Source organism: Citrobacter sp. KH_055_1 (assembly GCF_057838705.1).
This window is the reverse complement of sequence record NZ_CM174473.1, coordinates 4,334,771-4,351,732: the sequence shown is the minus strand read 5'-3', so window position 1 is coordinate 4,351,732 and position 16,962 is coordinate 4,334,771. Positions and strand designations below refer to the sequence as shown.

The 16,962-nt window shown below is 52.6% G+C and carries 15 protein-coding genes; 4 read left to right on the top strand and 11 right to left on the bottom strand.

Going from position 1 to position 16,962, the window contains the following annotated elements; genetic code table 11:
• Window positions 1-2 precede the first annotated feature (2 nt).
• The 5 genes from phnE to AC3ITF_RS20440 all read right to left on the bottom strand — a co-directional run bounded on the left by phnE (window position 3) and on the right by AC3ITF_RS20440 (window position 3,757).
• Window positions 3-782: a phosphonate ABC transporter, permease protein PhnE gene (gene phnE, locus AC3ITF_RS20460; RefSeq protein WP_096758655.1), complete on the bottom strand. Its 780-nt coding sequence runs from the start codon at window positions 780-782 to the stop codon at window positions 3-5.
• Between the two features lie 111 nt (window positions 783-893).
• Window positions 894-1,910 (bottom strand): phosphonate ABC transporter substrate-binding protein, encoded by a 1,017-nt coding sequence (phnD, locus tag AC3ITF_RS20455; RefSeq protein ID WP_489175979.1) that lies wholly within the window; start codon window positions 1,908-1,910, stop codon window positions 894-896.
• A gap of 23 nt (window positions 1,911-1,933) precedes the next feature.
• On the bottom strand, window positions 1,934-2,722 hold the full coding sequence (phnC, locus tag AC3ITF_RS20450; protein WP_115259667.1) for a phosphonate ABC transporter ATP-binding protein: 789 nt from the start codon (window positions 2,720-2,722) through the stop codon (window positions 1,934-1,936).
• A gap of 132 nt (window positions 2,723-2,854) precedes the next feature.
• Window positions 2,855-3,304 carry a VOC family metalloprotein YjdN gene (gene yjdN, locus AC3ITF_RS20445; RefSeq protein ID WP_096758652.1) on the bottom strand — a complete coding sequence of 150 codons (450 nt, stop codon included), beginning with the start codon at window positions 3,302-3,304 and terminating at the stop codon, window positions 2,855-2,857.
• 117 nt (window positions 3,305-3,421) lie between these two features.
• The gene (locus AC3ITF_RS20440) at window positions 3,422-3,757 is read right to left on the bottom strand and encodes a zinc ribbon domain-containing protein YjdM (protein ID WP_117343575.1); all 336 of its coding nucleotides are present in this window, start codon (window positions 3,755-3,757) and stop codon (window positions 3,422-3,424) included.
• 551 nt (window positions 3,758-4,308) lie between these two features.
• Here AC3ITF_RS20440 and crfC point away from each other — a divergent pair.
• Both crfC and AC3ITF_RS20430 read left to right on the top strand, forming a co-directional pair.
• On the top strand, window positions 4,309-6,663 hold the full coding sequence (crfC, locus tag AC3ITF_RS20435) for a clamp-binding protein CrfC (RefSeq protein ID WP_489175978.1): 2,355 nt from the start codon (window positions 4,309-4,311) through the stop codon (window positions 6,661-6,663).
• Complete coding sequence (locus tag AC3ITF_RS20430) at window positions 6,660-7,553, top strand: diguanylate cyclase regulator RdcB family protein (protein ID WP_489175977.1); 894 nt, start codon at window positions 6,660-6,662, stop codon at window positions 7,551-7,553. Before crfC ends, AC3ITF_RS20430 begins: the two co-directional genes overlap by 4 nt.
• Before the next feature lie 26 nt (window positions 7,554-7,579).
• Here the strand turns inward: AC3ITF_RS20430 and kdgT are convergent, their stop codons facing one another.
• Window positions 7,580-8,578, bottom strand: a complete 999-nt coding sequence (gene kdgT / locus AC3ITF_RS20425; RefSeq protein WP_096758648.1) for a 2-keto-3-deoxygluconate transporter — start codon at window positions 8,576-8,578, stop codon at window positions 7,580-7,582.
• 699 nt (window positions 8,579-9,277) lie between these two features.
• Between kdgT and proP the strand changes: the two genes are divergently transcribed.
• Together proP and pmrR are read left to right on the top strand one after the other, a co-directional pair.
• Entirely contained in the window at window positions 9,278-10,780 is a 1,503-nt protein-coding gene (gene proP, locus AC3ITF_RS20420; RefSeq protein ID WP_096758647.1) for a glycine betaine/L-proline transporter ProP, read from the top strand.
• Between the two features lie 157 nt (window positions 10,781-10,937).
• A complete protein-coding gene (pmrR, locus tag AC3ITF_RS20415; protein WP_096758646.1) occupies window positions 10,938-11,027 on the top strand; it encodes an LpxT activity modulator PmrR in 90 nt (29 codons plus the stop codon).
• Here the strand turns inward: pmrR and pmrB are convergent.
• The 5 genes from pmrB to AC3ITF_RS20390 all read right to left on the bottom strand — a co-directional run bounded on the left by pmrB (window position 11,021) and on the right by AC3ITF_RS20390 (window position 16,777).
• Complete coding sequence (gene pmrB, locus AC3ITF_RS20410; RefSeq protein WP_220469489.1) at window positions 11,021-12,052, bottom strand: two-component system sensor histidine kinase PmrB; 1,032 nt, start codon at window positions 12,050-12,052, stop codon at window positions 11,021-11,023. The two genes, pmrR and pmrB, sit on opposite strands and share 7 nt — an antisense overlap.
• A gap of 51 nt (window positions 12,053-12,103) precedes the next feature.
• A complete protein-coding gene (pmrA, locus tag AC3ITF_RS20405) occupies window positions 12,104-12,772 on the bottom strand; it encodes a two-component system response regulator PmrA (RefSeq protein ID WP_181490709.1) in 669 nt (222 codons plus the stop codon).
• A 4-nt stretch (window positions 12,773-12,776) separates the two neighbouring features.
• On the bottom strand, window positions 12,777-14,414 hold the full coding sequence (gene eptA / locus AC3ITF_RS20400; protein WP_181695085.1) for a phosphoethanolamine transferase EptA: 1,638 nt from the start codon (window positions 14,412-14,414) through the stop codon (window positions 12,777-12,779).
• A gap of 136 nt (window positions 14,415-14,550) precedes the next feature.
• Complete coding sequence (gene adiC, locus AC3ITF_RS20395; protein ID WP_096758642.1) at window positions 14,551-15,888, bottom strand: arginine/agmatine antiporter; 1,338 nt, start codon at window positions 15,886-15,888, stop codon at window positions 14,551-14,553.
• A gap of 127 nt (window positions 15,889-16,015) precedes the next feature.
• Complete coding sequence (locus AC3ITF_RS20390; protein ID WP_489175976.1) at window positions 16,016-16,777, bottom strand: AraC family transcriptional regulator; 762 nt, start codon at window positions 16,775-16,777, stop codon at window positions 16,016-16,018.
• Between the last annotated feature and the right edge of the window lie 185 nt (window positions 16,778-16,962).

Here is a 16,962-nt window from a genome sequence, read left to right as displayed (position 1 = left end):
GATTAGATGAAGTGCTTACGCAAACGCTGAGAGAGGAAATCCAGCAGGCTGACGGTGACGATGATTAACACCATCAGGGCGCAGGTTTGCTGGAACTGAAAGCCGCGAATCGCCTCCCATAACGTCACGCCGATGCCGCCTGCGCCAACCATGCCGACCACCGTGGCGGAGCGGACGTTGGACTCAAAGCGGTACAGCGAGTAGGAGATGAGCAGCGGCATGACCTGCGGTAGAACGCCGTAGAGGATCTCTTCAATTTTGTTAGCACCCGTGGCGCGAATGCCTTCGACCGGACCCGGCTCAATGGCTTCTACCGCCTCGGAAAGCAGTTTGGAGAGCACCCCGGTGGTGTGGATAAACAGCGCCATCACCCCGGCGAACGGCCCGAGACCGACCGCAACCACAAACAGCATGGCGAAGACCATTTCGTTGATGGCGCGGCAGGCGTCCATCAGGCGACGCATTGGCTGGTAAATCCACCACGGCACCAGGTTGTCGGCGCACATCAGGCCGAAAGGAATCGACAGCACCACGGCGAGGGCTGTCCCCCAGACGGCGATTTGCAGGGTGATGGCCATTTCGCTGAGATAGTCCTGCCACTGGCTGAAGTCCGGCGGGAAGAAGTCAGCGGCGAAGGTCGCCATATTGCCGGAATCCTCGATCAGCGTGAGTGGAGCCATTTCGGCCCCTTTCCATGATACGACCAGCACGGCGAGAAGAATGGCCCAGCTCAGCAGCGAGAACCAGCTACGCTTGGGCGGGGCGACGGTGATGGTTTGCATATTTGGCTCCGTTGGAACAGGTGTTTGCGTTGTAGGCCGGATAAGGTGTTTGCACCGCCATCCGGCATTTACGCGATTGCCTGATGGCGCTGCGCTTATCAGGCCTACAAATCACTGCACCGCTTTATTTACGCTGGTCATGGCACCCAGCGCGGCGGTCAGGCGGTCGAGATCATCCAGTTGTGCTTTAATCACCGAGGTTTTGCTGGTTTTCTCTTCCGCGTTCAGGCTCTTGTTGTCCTTCACGCCCTGCATCTCTTTAAACAGCGCCAGCTGGCGAATCGGTACCAGTTGCAGATCGCTGGAGGCACGGAACGGCGCCCAGCCCAGGCGTTCCAACGTGGCTTTCTCTTCCGGCGTTTTGCCATAACTCATGAAGAAGTCGTACACCTTGTCCTTGGTGGTTTCGGAGAGGTTTTTGCGCCAGACGATCGGATCGCCTGGGATCAGCGGCGATTTCCAGATCACCTTCAGCGCTTTCAATTTTTCTGGTGCAGAGGTTTTTAACTTGTCGAGGTTTTCGGTGTTGTTGGTGGCAACATCCACCTGCTTGTTGGCGACGGCCAGGGCGTTAGTTTCATGCCCGGCGTTAACGGTGCGCTTGAAGTCGCTGGCAGCAATGTTGTTTTTCGCGAAGACGTAGTAACCGGGGACGAGGTAGCCCGAGGTGGAGTTTGGATCGCCGTTACCGAAGGTTAGATCCTTACGTTTGGCGATCAGATCGTTCAGGTTGTTGATCGGGCTGTCTTTATTGACGATCAATACGCTCCAGTAACCCGGCGATCCGTCTGCCGCGACGGTCTGGGCGAAGACCTGTCCATTGGCGCGATCCACCGCTTCCATCGCCGAGAGGTTGCCGTACCAGGCGATATCGACTTTGTTAAAGCGCATGCCCTGGATGATCCCGGCGTAGTCCGGGGCGAAGAAGGCATTCACTTTTACGCCCAGCGATTTTTCCATGTCCTTCAGGAACGGTTCCCACTGTGGCTTCAGGTTTTGCTGTGATTCGGTCGAAATAATGCCAAAGTTCAGCGCTTTTTCCTGTTCTTCGGCATATGCCGGGCTTAAGAAGGTGCTGAGACTAAACATGCTGGTGAAGGCCAGCGCGGCAACTGTCTTATAACTCATTTCCATTCCTCATTGTGGGGATGTCAGGCAGCCTGTGCGTTCTGGTCGACGCGGTTCATGCTGCGGTAGAGATGGTCAAAACGTTCGTTATCAAACTGCTGGCTGCTGCCGTCGTAGAAGACGTGTCCCTGGCGCAGCGCAACAATGCGTTCGCAGTAGCGCAGGGCGTAATCCACCTGATGCAGCGTGACCACGACGGTGATGCCGTCGGTCTGGTTAATGTCGCGCAGGGTGTCCATCACGATGCGTGCAGATTCCGGGTCCAGCGAGGCAATCGGCTCATCGGCGAGGATCACTTTTGCCTGTTGCATCAGGGCGCGGGCGATGGCGACGCGCTGCTGCTGTCCGCCGGAGAGCGTAGAAACGCGCTGGTAGGCAAAGTGCGCCATGCCAACGCGGGTCAGCGCCTGTAACGCCCGTTGCTTCTGCTGTGGCGTAAACCAGCTAAAACAGGTGCGCCAGAACGGCGTGCTGCCGAGGGCGCCAATCAGCACGTTCTCCAGCACGGTGAGACGGTTCACCAGATTGAACTGTTGGAAGATATAGCCCGTATGGGCACGGCTTTTGCGGATGTCACGCGCCAGTCGGCCTTCACGTTGTACCGTGCGGCCTAATAGCTCGACGTGGCTACCTGGCGATTTATCACCGGTAATCAACCCGCTTAAATGACGTAAAAGGGTGGATTTGCCGGAACCTGATGGCCCAAGCAGAGCCACCATCTCACCGGAATGGATAGTCAGATCAACCGCATTCAGCGCCTGATGATGATTGAATGATTTGGAGAGTTTCTCGACGCGAATAACCGTTTGCATGATGCGGCCTCCCTAAAAAAGTGGCCCCATCGTGGCGGATTAATGTGACATTTTCGTTAAGGGATGGTTACTCGAAGATGAAGAGTTGAGCGATATTTGATGACAGTACGGGAGGACAAGCCTCCCGTAGGATTACTCCGTGGGGGGCTGCTGTTGTTTGACGACGTTGATCATCCACGGCACACCGTACTGGTCGGTGACTTTACCGAAACCGTGCGCCCAGAATGTTTCCTGCCAGTCCATTTCGATTTGACCTGTTGCTGCCAGGTTGTCAAACCAGCGCTTCCCTTCGTTGACATCCTGCGTGTCGAGGACCAGCGTGAAGCCGGAGTAATGGGCTTTTCCCGTCGCGACGCCGTCGCTCATCATGATGTCGCTGCCCGCAACGCGCAGGTTGGCGTGGGCGATGGCGGTATCAGGGAATTTCATTCCAGAAGGGCAACCCTCTTCACTGTCCTGCGCCGACTGGGGCATTTCACCGAAGTTGATTTTGTAGAGCAGTTCTGCGCCCAGCGTCTGTTGGTAGTACGCAATGGCGTCAGCGCAGTTGCCTGCAAAAGAGATGTAGGGACTTAACGACATGATCTTTACCTCAGGTAAAAGAAGCCCGTTAAGTGTAGTTAGCGTAGGCCTGGTAAGCGAAGCGCCACCGGGCAATAAAAGCCGGATGGCGACTAACGCCTTATCCGGCCAACAAAATTAGTTCTTTTTCACAAACTCGGATTTCAGTTTCATCGGTCCGAATCCATCAATCTTGCAATCGATGTTGTGGTCGCCTTCCACCAGGCGGATGTTTTTCACTTTGGTACCGATCTTCAGCATGGAAGAGCTACCTTTGACCTTCAGATCTTTCACGACGGTTACGCTGTCGCCGTCGGCCAGCAGATTACCGTTAGCGTCTTTCACGATCAGTTCGTCGCCGTCATGCGCGGGTTCAGCATCGTTCCATTCGTGAGCGCATTCCGGGCAGATGAACATGCCGTTATCTTCGTAGGTGTATTCGGAGTTGCATTGTGGGCAGTGTGGTAATGACATGTGGATTTCCTCAAAAGTCAGCAGGGGCAAAAGCGCCCAAAAAATGGCAGATTGCCGAAAAAGGCCGCAATTATACATAAAATCCCTGCGGTTGTCGGGACTACTGTCTGATTAAGCGCTGAGGCACGGCGCAGATAAAGGCCTCAATACCTGTACTTTCCACTACTTGCACGTTTGGCGGAATATTTTTTAAGGGAAATTGCTCCGCTTTGTTATTTAAGTTAAGGTGAGGCGAACCACCTGATATTCATTGATAACATGGCTCTCAGAATGGCTTAGTTATTGTAAGTGGATATCGCATCCCCCTTAATTTAGGTAGGGGAATTAAACTGGCATTTTTCAAAACTGAACTACTCTGTTTATCTTTCTTACTTATTACAGTAAGGGAGAGGCATCGGGCCAGCGGTTATAAAATAAATTTAATTTAATAATATCAATTAGTTATTTTGATTTTAATTATTTCCACACGTAATGATAAAAGCCGAAAATTCATAAATAAAAAGATTTGGCTGAATAAAAGTAAGATTATTTGCGTTAAGGAAAAATTTTCCATGTACACACAGACAATATATGAATTAAGTCAGGAAGCTGAACGCTTGCTGATGCTCTCTCTTGACCATCTCAGGCAGTTGAAAAAATTGCCGACGACGTCGTTGGATGATGTCGCGTTGAAAAAAGGTGAGCATAGCGGGCACGTACAGCCCCTGCATTTCACTGCGCGTGGCATGGATGTCCAGCAAGCAACGCTCAATAATGAGCTACGGAAGGTCACGCGTCTGGAAATGGTACTGGCCATTGTCGGCACGATGAAAGCGGGAAAGTCGACGACGATTAATGCGATTGTGGGGACGGAAGTGTTACCCAATCGTAATCGTCCGATGACGGCCCTGCCGACGCTGATCCGCCATACGCCAGGCCAGAAAGATCCGGTGTTGTATTTTTCTCATGTCGCGCCGATTGATGCCTTAATGAAAACCTTGCAGCAGCGTGTGCGCGAGTGCGATCGCCAGTCTCTTAGCCATGAGCTGGAAATTGATAAAGATATGAATACGCTGCTGCTACGTATTGAAAACGGTGTGGCGTTCGAGCGCACCTATTTAGGTGCCGAACCTATTTTCCAGTGCCTCAAGAGCCTGAACGATCTGGTGCGTCTGTCAAAAGCGCTGGAGGTTGATTTTCCTTTTTCTGCGTATGCCGCCATTGAGCATATTCCGGTGATTGAGATTGAGTTTGTGCATTTGGCCGGGCAGGAAAATTATCCGGGGCAGTTAACCCTGCTGGATACGCCGGGGCCGAATGAAGCCGGACAGCCGCACTTACAAAAGATGCTGAAGGAACAGCTGGCGCGGGCGTCTGCGGTACTGGCGGTGATGGACTATACCCAACTGAAGTCGATTTCGGATGAGGAAGTGCGCCAGGCGATCACCGCGGTGGGTAAATCGGTACCGCTGTATGCCCTGGTCAATAAATTCGATCAAAAAGACCGTAATAGCGATGATGAAGAGCAGGTGCGGGCGCTGATTTCTGGCACGTTGATGAAGGGCTGTATTACGCCTGAGCGTATTTATCCGGTGTCTTCCATGTGGGGGTATCTGGCGAACCGCGCACGTCATGAACTGATGACTCACGGGCGGCTGCCGGATCACCAGCAACAACGTTGGGTACAGGATTTTGCCGAAGCGGCGCTGGGTCGGCGTTGGCGTACCGCCGATCTGGATGATACCGAGCATATTCGGCATGCTGCCGATTTACTGTGGCAAGACTCGCTGTTTGAGCAGCCGATTCAGAATGTTATTTATGCCGCCTACGCGAATGCCTCGCTCTATGCGCTCCGCTCCGCGTCCCATAAGCTGTTGAACTATGCGCAAAGCGCACACGAATACCTTGAGTTTCGCTATCACGGATTAACGGTCGCGTGTGACAAGCTGCAGCTGAACATCGACCATATTGAAGAGGATATGCAGCAGATCCTGGTGGGTCAGGAGCAGGTCAGCGATGAGGTTAAACACGAAGTTGATCTGGCACTGGAGGCGACCACCGCGTTTCTCAATCAGCAGCAGGCTGAGATCCTGGGCAGTATCGATAGGCTGTTTGAAAAAGAAAGCGTGCTGAGGATGTCACGACACGGTATGGGGTCGGGCGTTGCGGCGACGGAAATGGCCGGAGAAATGCTGGTGCTGCATGATGAAGGGCAAGCGAAAATTGTGTTAGATAAAATTCGTTCCGCCTGTGAAGTCGTCCTGCTGGCGGCACAGGAGAGTATCAGCCGCGATTTAGCCCTGCGCTTTGAGCAACTTGAGTCGACGTTGTCGCGGGCGTTAAATGACGCCATACGACCCATTGAGCAGCGGGTGAAAGAGGAGTTAAGCCATGCCGGATTCCGTGCCCGGATCCGCTTTCCGGCGTTTCATTCGGCGATGTTTAACTTCAATACCCGCCAGTTGTTTAACGAAGCGATTGAGCAGGATACGCCGTTGGATGAAGGCACATCCTCCGCAGGCGGAGTGCGGGATACGTTCTCACGTTGGCTGAATCAGCCGAACTGGGGATGGAATGATGATGTCGCCGCAAAAACGCGGTACCTGATTGATATCAACGCACTGCACAACAGCCTTGGGCAGTACGTTACGCTGTTTTGCCAACAAATTCGTAAAGCTTTAGTGGCGCAGGTCGATATTTCTGTTACGGCTGGCATGGCGACGTTTTTTGCCGATTTTTCGCTGTGTCTGACGCAATTGCAGGCGAGCCTGCGTGAGAGTCTGATCCTGCGTCAGCAAAATGAATCTGCTGTGAGCGCATTGAGTGAACAACTGCAGCACCGTATTACGATTGCGTCATGGATTTATGAAGACTCCCGCTTGCTACGTGATGATATCCATACCCTTTTTGCAGCTGAGCATACATGACTAACGTGTTACTGGAAGGCCCCGGGCGGGCGCTGGAGTGCGTCTACCCAAAGTTTATGGTCGATCTGGTTCAGGGAGATGAAACCAAACGTTCCGGCGGTTTTCTGCAACAGCAGCAGCGTATGCGCGCGCGCCTGACGCAGGAAGTGTTATCCCAGACACAGCTGCGGGCGTGGGTTCTGGCGGGCGTCTCCAGCGAGAATCTGATGATGCGCCTGAAGCTGGTGGAAAAACTGGCGAGCATGATTGACCCCGGTCATCTGGCGCTGGTGCGTATTACCGAAGGATTAGCGTTCCTGCAAGAGACGGAACGTCCGCGCGGGCAATCCACGCCCGGCATTATGCAGCAGATCAATACGCTCTCCAGCTGGTTTAGCCAACGCAGTGCTTATAAAGAGAAGGCGCTGACGCAGCGCGGGCTGACCGTTCAGGCGGGTGAACACAGCGAACAAATTTTTACCCGTTGGCGGGCGGGGGCGTATGACGGCTGGTCGCTGCCGGGGCGTTGTTTTGTCGCGCTGGAAGAGCTGCGCTGGGGCGCGTTTGGTGATGCTTGTCGGCTGGGCAATGCCGATGTGGTGGCGATGCTCACAGATAATCTACGCACTATGGCGACCCAGGCGCTGGCGCACAGTGTGAATGCCGCACCCACCACGCGTCATTATTATCATCAATGGCTCAGTTCACCTACCGCTGGGGGATCACGCGAGCATAACGATATGCTGAGTTGGTTGGGCGACTGGTGTGATATGGAGCAGCATCCGGTGAGCGGGTCGGTGACGCAGCGTTGGCAAAATGTGGCGCTGGGGATGCCGCGACTGTGTTCGGCGAAGCGACTGGTGGATGCGATGGTTGAGGAGATTTTTGCACCGTCCCCTCGCAGAGGCTGAAAAGGGACGGTGAGTACGCAGCGGACTTAGTGGTGTAACGAGTCTGCCGGCGCGGTTGTCGATTCTGTGACGACCGGTGTTTTGTTAAAACGTTTGGCGTACAGGGCGGTGATAATCGGGACCAGAATCGCCGTGACAATCACGCTGGCGGCAACCAACGCGGTAGCGGAGGCGGCAACCGGTTCAAATGCCGGGTTAATCTGGGCGATAATGACCGGGTTTGCTACCGCAGCACCGGCTGCAGAAGAAGCCGCTACGCCCGCCGTACCGTTCCCGCCACCAATCACACGGTCAGCAATAATCAGCGGGATACCGGTAATCACGATGACCGCGACACCCAGCAGGATACCCAGCAGACCGGTATCAACGATAACGCTCAGGTTAATGGTGTTCCCCAGTGCGAAACCGAAGAACGGAATCAGTACCGGCGTCGCTTTGCTGAAGAAGGTACGCAGGTCGTGATCCAGGTTACCCAACGTAAAACCAATCAGGAACGGTAATACGGCGCCAACGAAATGGTGTGGCTCAAAGGAGGCGAGACCTGCAGAACCCAGAATGACCATGGTCATCAGCGGGCCGGATTCCAGAGACATCAGGACAAATGCGCCGGACTCTTCTTTAGTGCCGTACTGGTTCATCAGGCTGGCGTACAGACCGCCGTTGGTCATGTCCATTGCAGAGACAATTGCCAGGACAGAAAGACCCGCAAAGAATCCTGTTTGAATACCGGTATCAGGAATGAATGATGCGGCGATCATTGCCACTGCCCAGGCCACGGCGATTTTGGTTAATACCAGCGTACCGGACTTGCGTAATACCGTGCCGGTTGCCCGTAAATCAATAGAAGCACCAATACAAAAGAACCACACGGCCAGAATGGGAACGGTGCCGCTAATCATCCCTTTAGTAAATGAACCGAAATACGCACCGGTATCGGGAGCTAACGTATTTAACACCGCACCTAATAACAGAGGAATCAACATCATTCCGCCGGGGATGCGTTCAATCGTGGCCTTAATTTTCATAAACGTCCTCATATCTTGTCGCCGATGATAAATGCGCAAGAAAACAAAATATTATTTAAATTCAACAGGTTATTCGTAAGTCTTAACAAAGAAAAACAGCTATCTCTTTGTTTTTTAAAATCTAACGCGGCATACGTTGAGCGTGTCATTGCCCCCAGGGATAGTGCGTCTGGAATTAGTGTGCATTCATAAGAACGATGATTCAATCAAAATAAAACAGCGTTTTAGTTATCTTCATCACATATTTCACGCAAAAATTCCTAAAGCTTCCGATTATTAAAAAACCTGTGAATAAGTTGTGACGGGATTAGGTGTTTTTTTGCCTGGCAGGGTAATAATGACGATCGTGATTGTTGATGCTGAAAAGCGATTTTTACTTGTAGTAAATAGGGAATTAATCGCAACCCTGGTGTGTAAAAAAGTTGACTAAGAATGACCTTATTTACGCAGGTTGACGAAATGAAATACTATGTGTGAAGTTGATCACAGATTTAAACACTGTTAGGGTAAAGAGGTCATTAACCGCCCAATCAGGCGTCAACAGGTTCGGTTGTACTGCGCATTGCCGTTCAGTGTAAGTAAACCTGCTACGCTTGTTACAGGGATTGCGCCTGTGCATTCCCCGCTCGGCGATGACCTTAGCGCATGCTGCGTTGGGAGAGTCTCGTGCGCGACAGGGCTAAGTCTATGAGGACTGGTATGCTAAAAAGGAAAAAAATAAAACCCATTACGCTTCGCGACGTCACCATTATTGATGACGGTAAACTGCGAAAAGCCATTACCGCAGCGTCGCTGGGTAATGCGATGGAATGGTTCGATTTTGGCGTTTATGGATTTGTTGCTTACGCATTAGGTAAAGTGTTCTTTCCGGGGGCTGACCCCAGCGTGCAGATGGTTGCTGCACTCGCCACCTTCTCCGTTCCCTTTCTGATTCGACCGCTTGGCGGACTGTTCTTCGGTATGCTCGGCGATAAATACGGTCGCCAGAAGATCCTCGCTATCACCATTGTCATTATGTCGATAAGCACCTTCTGTATTGGGCTTATCCCGTCGTATGCCTCGATTGGTATCTGGGCGCCAATATTGCTGTTGCTGTGTAAGATGGCGCAGGGATTCTCGGTGGGCGGGGAATACACCGGTGCTTCGATTTTCGTCGCGGAATATTCCCCGGACCGTAAGCGCGGATTTATGGGCAGCTGGCTGGACTTTGGCTCGATTGCCGGGTTTGTGCTGGGTGCGGGCGTAGTCGTGCTGATCTCGACCGTCGTCGGTGAGGAAAACTTCCTTGAGTGGGGCTGGCGTATTCCGTTCTTTATCGCGCTGCCGTTAGGACTGATTGGTCTGTATCTGCGCCACGCGCTGGAAGAAACCCCGGCGTTTCAGCAGCATGTCGATAAGCTGGAACAGGGCGATCGCCAGGGGCTGCAGGAAGGGCCGAAGGTTTCGTTTAAAGAAATCGCCACTAAACACTGGCGTAGTCTGCTGGCGTGTACCGGTCTGGTGATTGCCACCAACGTCACCTATTACATGCTGCTCACCTACATGCCGAGCTATCTGTCGCATAACCTGCATTACTCTGAAGATCATGGTGTGCTGATTATTATCGCCATTATGATTGGTATGCTGTTTGTGCAACCGATAATGGGGCTGCTGAGTGACCGTTTCGGGCGTCGACCGTTTGTGATCATGGGCAGTATTGCGCTGTTTGTGCTGGCCATCCCGGCCTTCATCCTGATTAACAGTAACGTCATCGGCTTGATTTTTGCCGGTTTACTGATGCTGGCGGTGATCCTCAACTGCTTTACCGGGGTGATGGCGTCAACGTTACCGGCAATGTTCCCGACGCACATTCGTTACAGTGCGCTGGCTGCGGCATTTAATATTTCGGTACTGATTGCTGGTCTGACACCGACGCTGGCCGCCTGGCTGGTGGAAAGTTCGCAGAACCTGATGATGCCGGCTTACTATCTGATGGTGGTTGCGGTGGTCGGTTTAATTACCGGTATAACCATGAAAGAGACCGCTAACCAGCCGCTGAAAGGGGCGACGCCTGCCGCTTCGGATATTCAGGAAGCGAAAGAAATCCTCGGCGAGCACTACGATAATATCGAGCAGAAGATTGAAGATATCGATCAGGAAATTGCGGATTTGCAGGTTAAGCGTTCACGCCTAGTCCAGCAGCATCCGCGTATTGATGAGTAATCGTGTTATTGCCTGATGGCGCGCAGCTTTCAGGCCTACGGGTAGCGTTGTACTCAGTAGGCCGGATAAGGCGTTAGCCGCCATCCGGCGCGTGGCCTTAAGGTTGGCTTAATCTCTGTCAGGCAAACTCTCCTCCATACTATCGGAGGAGAGTGTCATGAAAACCCGTATCTATGAAAGTTTAACCACCGTGTGCAGCCTGCTGATTGTGAGCAGCTTTGTGTACGTGTGGGTGAGCTCTTACTGATCTTTCTCCAGTACTACGCTGGCTCGGGTGCCGGTAGCTCCCGTGCGATTTTGCAAAAAGAACTGCCCGCGATGGAGCTGGGTTATGCGGCTGACAATGCTCAGCCCCAGTCCAATACCGCCAAAACGACTGTCCATGCGCACAAACGCTTTGCTTAACTCCCCGCATTTACTTTCATCAATGCCCGGCCCTTCGTCTTCAATGACCATTTGCGCCTCCGGGTCAGTATGCAGGCTAATTCTAATATTACTGCCCTCCGGGCTGTAACGATGCGCATTTTCGACTAAGTTACGCAGCAGCATACGCAACAGCGTAACGTCGCCACGCACCACGACATCGGTAGCGCTCTCGGGTAATAGAAGCGTTTGTTGCCGCTGATCCAGCATGGTGCTGAGTTCATCGTAGGCAGGCAGTATGACGTCCTCCAGCAGTTTGACATGCTGGTAATTCCCCGCTGAAAACGACTGACCCACGCGGGCAAGCTGCAGCAGCTGCGACACGCAGTCCATCATTTGGTCTAAGCGGGCAATAAGCGGTGAAACGTCCACGTTGTGGGTTTTTGATAGTAATTCCAGGTGCAGGCGAACGCCAGATAACGGTGTGCGCAGCTCGTGAGCGACGTCGGCAGTAAACAGACGCTCATTGTCGAGAGTGTTGGTGAGTCGCGTCACCAGTTGATTCAGTGCCGTGACGACCGCCTGTATCTCAACGGTAGAGCTGCGGATCTCTATAGGGGTCAGATTATCGGCCGTGCGCGCTTCTAACTCTTTTTGCAGGTTGGCAAGCGGGCGGGTGATCCGTCGCACTGCCTGATAGCAAATCAGCAGCGTCAGGCTGACCATAAAGAGACCGGGGACGATCAGGCTGGCGATGGCCTCGCGGATCTCATGCATGATGTGGCGATCGTTGTTACGGTTTTCGCGCAACGCCTGTTCGAACAGCTGTATTTGTTCGGTGCTTTCATGCCACAGCCAGAAGGTGCTAATCAGCTGAAAGACCACCAGAATCAGGCCGATCGTTATCATCAAACGATGGCGCAGCGGCAGCGGCTGTTTTAAATAACGTATCAGCTTCACTTAGTTTTCCTCAGTGGCGACCAGCATGTAGCCAAATCCCCTGACCGTGCGAATACGGGCTTTACCCACTTTATCGCGCAGGTTATGAATGTGAACTTCCAGCGTATTGGTCGACGGTTCGTTATCCCAGCTGTAGATATCGTTATACAGGATTTCCCGGTGTACCGGGCTGCCCGCTTTGAGCATCAAGCGCGACAGCAGCGCGTACTCTTTCGGCGTTAAGATAACCTCTTGCCCGTCCATCCATACCTGGCGACGACCAATGTTCAGCATCAGGTTACCGACAGTCAACTCGCTCTCGCCCTGATTGTTATGGCGGCGCAGCAAGGCCCGAATACGGGCATGCAGTTCTTCCAGCGCGAACGGTTTGACCAGATAGTCATCGGCACCGACGTCCAGCCCGGCAACCCGGTCTTTGAGCGTGTCGCGGGCGGTGAGGATCAGTACCGGAATCGTGTATTTTTTCTGCCTGATGCGGTTGAGAAAGTGCAGGCCGTCTTCATCAGGTAAACCGAGATCCAGTACCACCAGACTATAATGCCCGGTCTCCAGACATTGCTCTGCGGCACGGGCGGTTGACACGCCGTCGCAGGCATAGCCTTCCGTTTGGGCGGCAAGGATCAGTCCCTGTAATAACAGCGTATCGTCTTCAACAATCAGAATTTTCATTCAGTTAGCCTCCCCGGCATGGGTGCAGAATATCATCTGCCGCCTGGTAATTCCTGGTCTGTACGCCCGTTAATCCCAGCAGGGTGGAGAACAGATTATCTTGTGAGAAGTCTTCTGCGCTGGCCCGTTTTTGCAAACATGTTTGCGAGATCTGGTAGCGTTGCTGGTAGTCCTCTGACAACCACAGCAGCATCGGTACATGCTTTTGTGTTGCTGGCGCAATGGAATACGGCAGGCCGTGTAAATAGACGCCGTTTTCCCCTAACGATTCACCGTGATCGGAAAGATAGACCAGGCTGGTGGTGAAATTGTCCTGATGCGCTTTCAGTATATTGATTGCTTTATCAACAATATAGTCAACATACAGGATGGTATTGTCGTAGGTATTCACCAGTTGTTGCTGCGAGCAGGTTTGGATCTCATTGGTGTCGCAGGTTGGGGTGAATTTCTTGAACTGCGGCGGATAGCGGTTGTAATAGGTCGGGCCGTGACTGCCGATGGTATGCAGCACAATCACGCCGTCGCCCTGAAGATGGTTAATGTACTCTTCCAGTCCGTGGAACAGAACATCGTCGTAGCATTCACCGTCGATGCATTGCCCCGGCAGATTTAGCTTGGTCATATTCTGATGCGGTACGCGGTCGCATGCGCCTTTACAGCCGCCGTCGTTATCATTCCACAGCACGTTGATTCCCGCCCGTTGAATGACATCAAGTACGCCTTCCTGGTGGTGTGCCAGCTCTTCATCGTAGTGCGCGCGCGGCATGTCGGAGAACATGCAGGGGACGGACACCGCCGTCGCCGTCCCGCAGGACGTGGTGTGCGGGAAATAGACCACGTCATCTTTTTCCAGCTGCGGGTTGGTCTGGCGTGAATACCCCGACAGCGAGAAGTTATCCCCGCGCGAGGTTTCTCCCAGCACCACGATGGTGAGATTTTTACGCTTTTCTTTCAGCATTAACGGATTGCGGTGGGCATCTTCGCCAATACGCACCAGCGGCAAATCGGCCAGGCGCTGGTGTGAATACCAGGACGAGGTGGCGACGATGCTGTTGGACGGGCTGAGGGATTTAACCAGCTCTTTGTTGTTGCGAAACAGTGAGGCGTAATCTTTGTAGAAGAAGGTGGCGACCAGTACGATCAGCAGTACCGAGACCAGGATATTTGCCCCCCGGTACAGCACGCTACGCAACACCGGCGTCGTTGGCTTAATTTTGATCCAGCAGGCGATGATCGCCGCCAGAATACCGCTTATCCCGAGCGTGATGATCATTTGCGGCGTCAGCAAGGCGAAGGTTTCAGCGGGCGTGGTATCCATCATATTGGCGATCATCGAGCGGTCAATGATGATGCCGTAGGTCATGATGAAATATTGGGCAGAGGCACCCACCAGAATGAAAATGCAGGCCAACGGGCGGTTAAGCCACAGGAATGAAGCCAGCGTCAGCACAATGTTCATGACGCTGAAGGCCACCACCGGCATGGAGAGAAACACCAGCACGTTGCGCAGGGAGTCCAGCGGGAGGTCTTGCAGCACCTGCTTATAGAACGCGACGTTCAGAAAGGTGGCCAGATAAAAAGAGATCAGCAGCAGCCAGCTGATGTGCCCGAGAGTCGGTCTTTTAAACAGGTGCTTTAACATGAAGAGGAAATTCCATCGACTAAGTGGGGCAGATCCTCGCAAAGTAAAGTTAAGCCAACCTTAAGAACTTAAGATTGGCTTAATACCGGATGGCTGCGATGCCTTGTCCGGCCTATATGCACCCCTGCTGCTTACATTAATTATTGTTAACTGGGGCATCCAGTGGATACGGATTTTTATGGATCCGGTTGTAATTAAGGGCATACAGCGCGGTGATGATCATCAGCATCACGAATGACCACATCACTTCTTTGGCGCCCGAGCCGACCACTGCCCAGATGCAGTAGATAAATGCCACGAAGGTGACCAGCAAGTACAGAGGACGTGCTTTACCAAAGTGACCATGGCCCAGCAGCAACAGGGCGGCACAGGTATACAGGTAAGGCACCAGCGTGAAGATGACCGAGACAGAAGAGACCAGACCAAACTCTTTGGCGGCGTTCGGTGACATGCTGCTGAACTGGAAGAGAGTCATCAGGATCCCGACGATAATTAACCCGGCAACCGGCGTACCGGCTTTGTTGACGCGAGCGAAAATCGGTGGGAACAGACCGTCGTCGGCCGCCGCTTTTGCGGTTTGCCCGGCAAGCAACGTCCAGCCGCCCAGTGAGCCGAGACACCCGGCCGCTGCGCAGAAGGAGACAATCGCGCCTGCGGTGTCACCCAATGCCATGCGTGCCGCATCGCCGAATGGTGAAGCCGAAACGCGCAGCGCCGCGTTAGGGATCATGCCCATAATCGCGGTGGTAGAAAGCACGTAGCAGACAGCGGCAATCAGTACCCCGCCAATGGTGGCGATAGGAACGTTACGTTTAGGGTTTTTGACCACGCCCGCAGCCACAGAAGCACTTTCTACCCCGATGAATGACCACAGGGTGACGTTCAAGGTGCTTTGGATCGCGCCGAAGGTGTTCATGCCGCTGACGTTCCAGGCTGCCATATAGGTTTCACCGCGAAACCAGAACCAGCCGAAGACGGCAATCCCGACAATGGGCACCAGTGCCAGCACGGTAGCAATGGCCTGCACGCGGGTGATCATTTTCGGCCCGACGATATTCAGCAACACGAAGACCCACAGTACGGCGACGCAGGTCAGCGTCAACACCAGCGGATCTTTTAAGATGGGGAAAAAGTAGCTCAGGTAACCCACGCCAATGACCACCATCGCGATGTTACCGATCCAGCAGGCCAGCCAGTACAGGACGTTGGTTTGATAGCCTAAGAAGGGACCGAAGCAGCGGCGGGCATACGCGTAAGAACCACCGGGACTGGAGTCTAAGGACGACATTTTGGCGTACACCATCGACAGCGCCAGCGCGCCGATAATCGTGACCAGCCATCCGTAGATTGCAATCCCGCCAGTTGACGCCAGATTGGCGGGTAACAGGAATACACCGGAACCCATAATATTCCCCGACACCATTAAGGTGACGGGGATTAAGCCCACTTTGTGAGCATCAGCATCCGTCGACATATTTCTTAACTCCTGATAAGGATAAATGACGACGTATCATACCTCCGCAGAAGATGATTGAATTATGGCGAAAGGTGAGTATCGCCAATGCTGATATTATTATGGCTTATTGCTAAATGATTAAAAATCAGGCGGCCGTTTGTTCCCGGTGCAGGCTAACATAATGCAGTGGGGTCATCCCGTAGAACTCTTTGAATACAGAGATGAAGTATGACGTACTGTTATATCCGCACAGTTGCGACACCTGAGATATGTTTTTTCCGTCCATCAATAATTGATTGACGGCATAACGCATGCGACAGGTGGTAATTATTTGGCTGTAACTTGTATTTTCATTTTTGAGCTTTTTCTTTAACAAACTGGGGCTCAGGCACAGGCAACTGGCGACCAAACTCAAGTTCCAGTCTTTATGAATATCACTCTCAATGATGTGATAAACGCTGTCTCTAATGCGGCTGCGTAACATATGCATCAGCAGCGGGAGAAACTTTTTGCTGTCGAGAAAGCGTGATAGCACGGTGAACAGCAGTGCACGCGTCCGTTCTGCCTCCCCTTCGTTCAGCGTTTCCATCACGCTGTGCTGGGCGGCGACCCGAAACACATCCGGCGTCAGGCAGGCAGCGGTCATTACCGGGCTGGCACTGCGTTGCCAGAGGGGGATTTGTGAGAGATCTTTATTTAAAAATCGTAAGTAATCTTTAATAATGTCGCGACTGATGTGAACCACCAGGGCGTTATTGAGTGAAGAGAAGTCGATAATATTATTATCACATGCCACCAGTGCCATGTGGTTGGCTTTTAAACTGATGGCTTCTTTACCGTTAATCCTTAACCAAACATCTTTCTCCGTTAATACAACAACACAAGCTTCTTTGCTGCAAACCCTCATACCCGAACTCCTGGAATATGAATATAAAATACCGTCGCTCGCCGAAGGGTGAGTAATACCGGTTAAATAGAATTGTATGATGAATCAAAACCTGCGATAAAATAGCGTGATTCAAAGGAATTACAATATCTGTGGGGATTATTGGGGTGTACATAATAATTTACGCGAGTGGCAACGTGTTTTCG

Bases quoted from the DNA above. Each gene is read 5' to 3' on its own strand.
- phnE (WP_096758655.1), bottom strand. From the start codon at position 782: ATGCAAACCATCACCGTCGCCCCGCCCAAGCGTAGCTGGTTCTCGCTG.
- AC3ITF_RS20440 (WP_117343575.1), bottom strand. From the start codon at position 3,757: ATGTCATTACCACACTGCCCACAATGCAACTCCGAATACACCTACGAA.
- AC3ITF_RS20430 (WP_489175977.1), top strand. From the start codon at position 6,660: ATGACTAACGTGTTACTGGAAGGCCCCGGGCGGGCGCTGGAGTGCGTC.
- crfC (WP_489175978.1), top strand. From the start codon at position 4,309: ATGTACACACAGACAATATATGAATTAAGTCAGGAAGCTGAACGCTTG.
- pmrA (WP_181490709.1), bottom strand. From the start codon at position 12,772: ATGAAAATTCTGATTGTTGAAGACGATACGCTGTTATTACAGGGACTG.
- eptA (WP_181695085.1), bottom strand. From the start codon at position 14,414: ATGTTAAAGCACCTGTTTAAAAGACCGACTCTCGGGCACATCAGCTGG.
- pmrB (WP_220469489.1), bottom strand. From the start codon at position 12,052: ATGATAACGATCGGCCTGATTCTGGTGGTCTTTCAGCTGATTAGCACC.
- proP (WP_096758647.1), top strand. From the start codon at position 9,278: ATGCTAAAAAGGAAAAAAATAAAACCCATTACGCTTCGCGACGTCACC.
- phnC (WP_115259667.1), bottom strand. From the start codon at position 2,722: ATGCAAACGGTTATTCGCGTCGAGAAACTCTCCAAATCATTCAATCAT.
- yjdN (WP_096758652.1), bottom strand. From the start codon at position 3,304: ATGTCGTTAAGTCCCTACATCTCTTTTGCAGGCAACTGCGCTGACGCC.
- adiC (WP_096758642.1), bottom strand. From the start codon at position 15,888: ATGTCGACGGATGCTGATGCTCACAAAGTGGGCTTAATCCCCGTCACC.
- AC3ITF_RS20390 (WP_489175976.1), bottom strand. From the start codon at position 16,777: ATGAGGGTTTGCAGCAAAGAAGCTTGTGTTGTTGTATTAACGGAGAAA.
- kdgT (WP_096758648.1), bottom strand. From the start codon at position 8,578: ATGAAAATTAAGGCCACGATTGAACGCATCCCCGGCGGAATGATGTTG.
- phnD (WP_489175979.1), bottom strand. From the start codon at position 1,910: ATGAGTTATAAGACAGTTGCCGCGCTGGCCTTCACCAGCATGTTTAGT.
- pmrR (WP_096758646.1), top strand. From the start codon at position 10,938: ATGAAAACCCGTATCTATGAAAGTTTAACCACCGTGTGCAGCCTGCTG.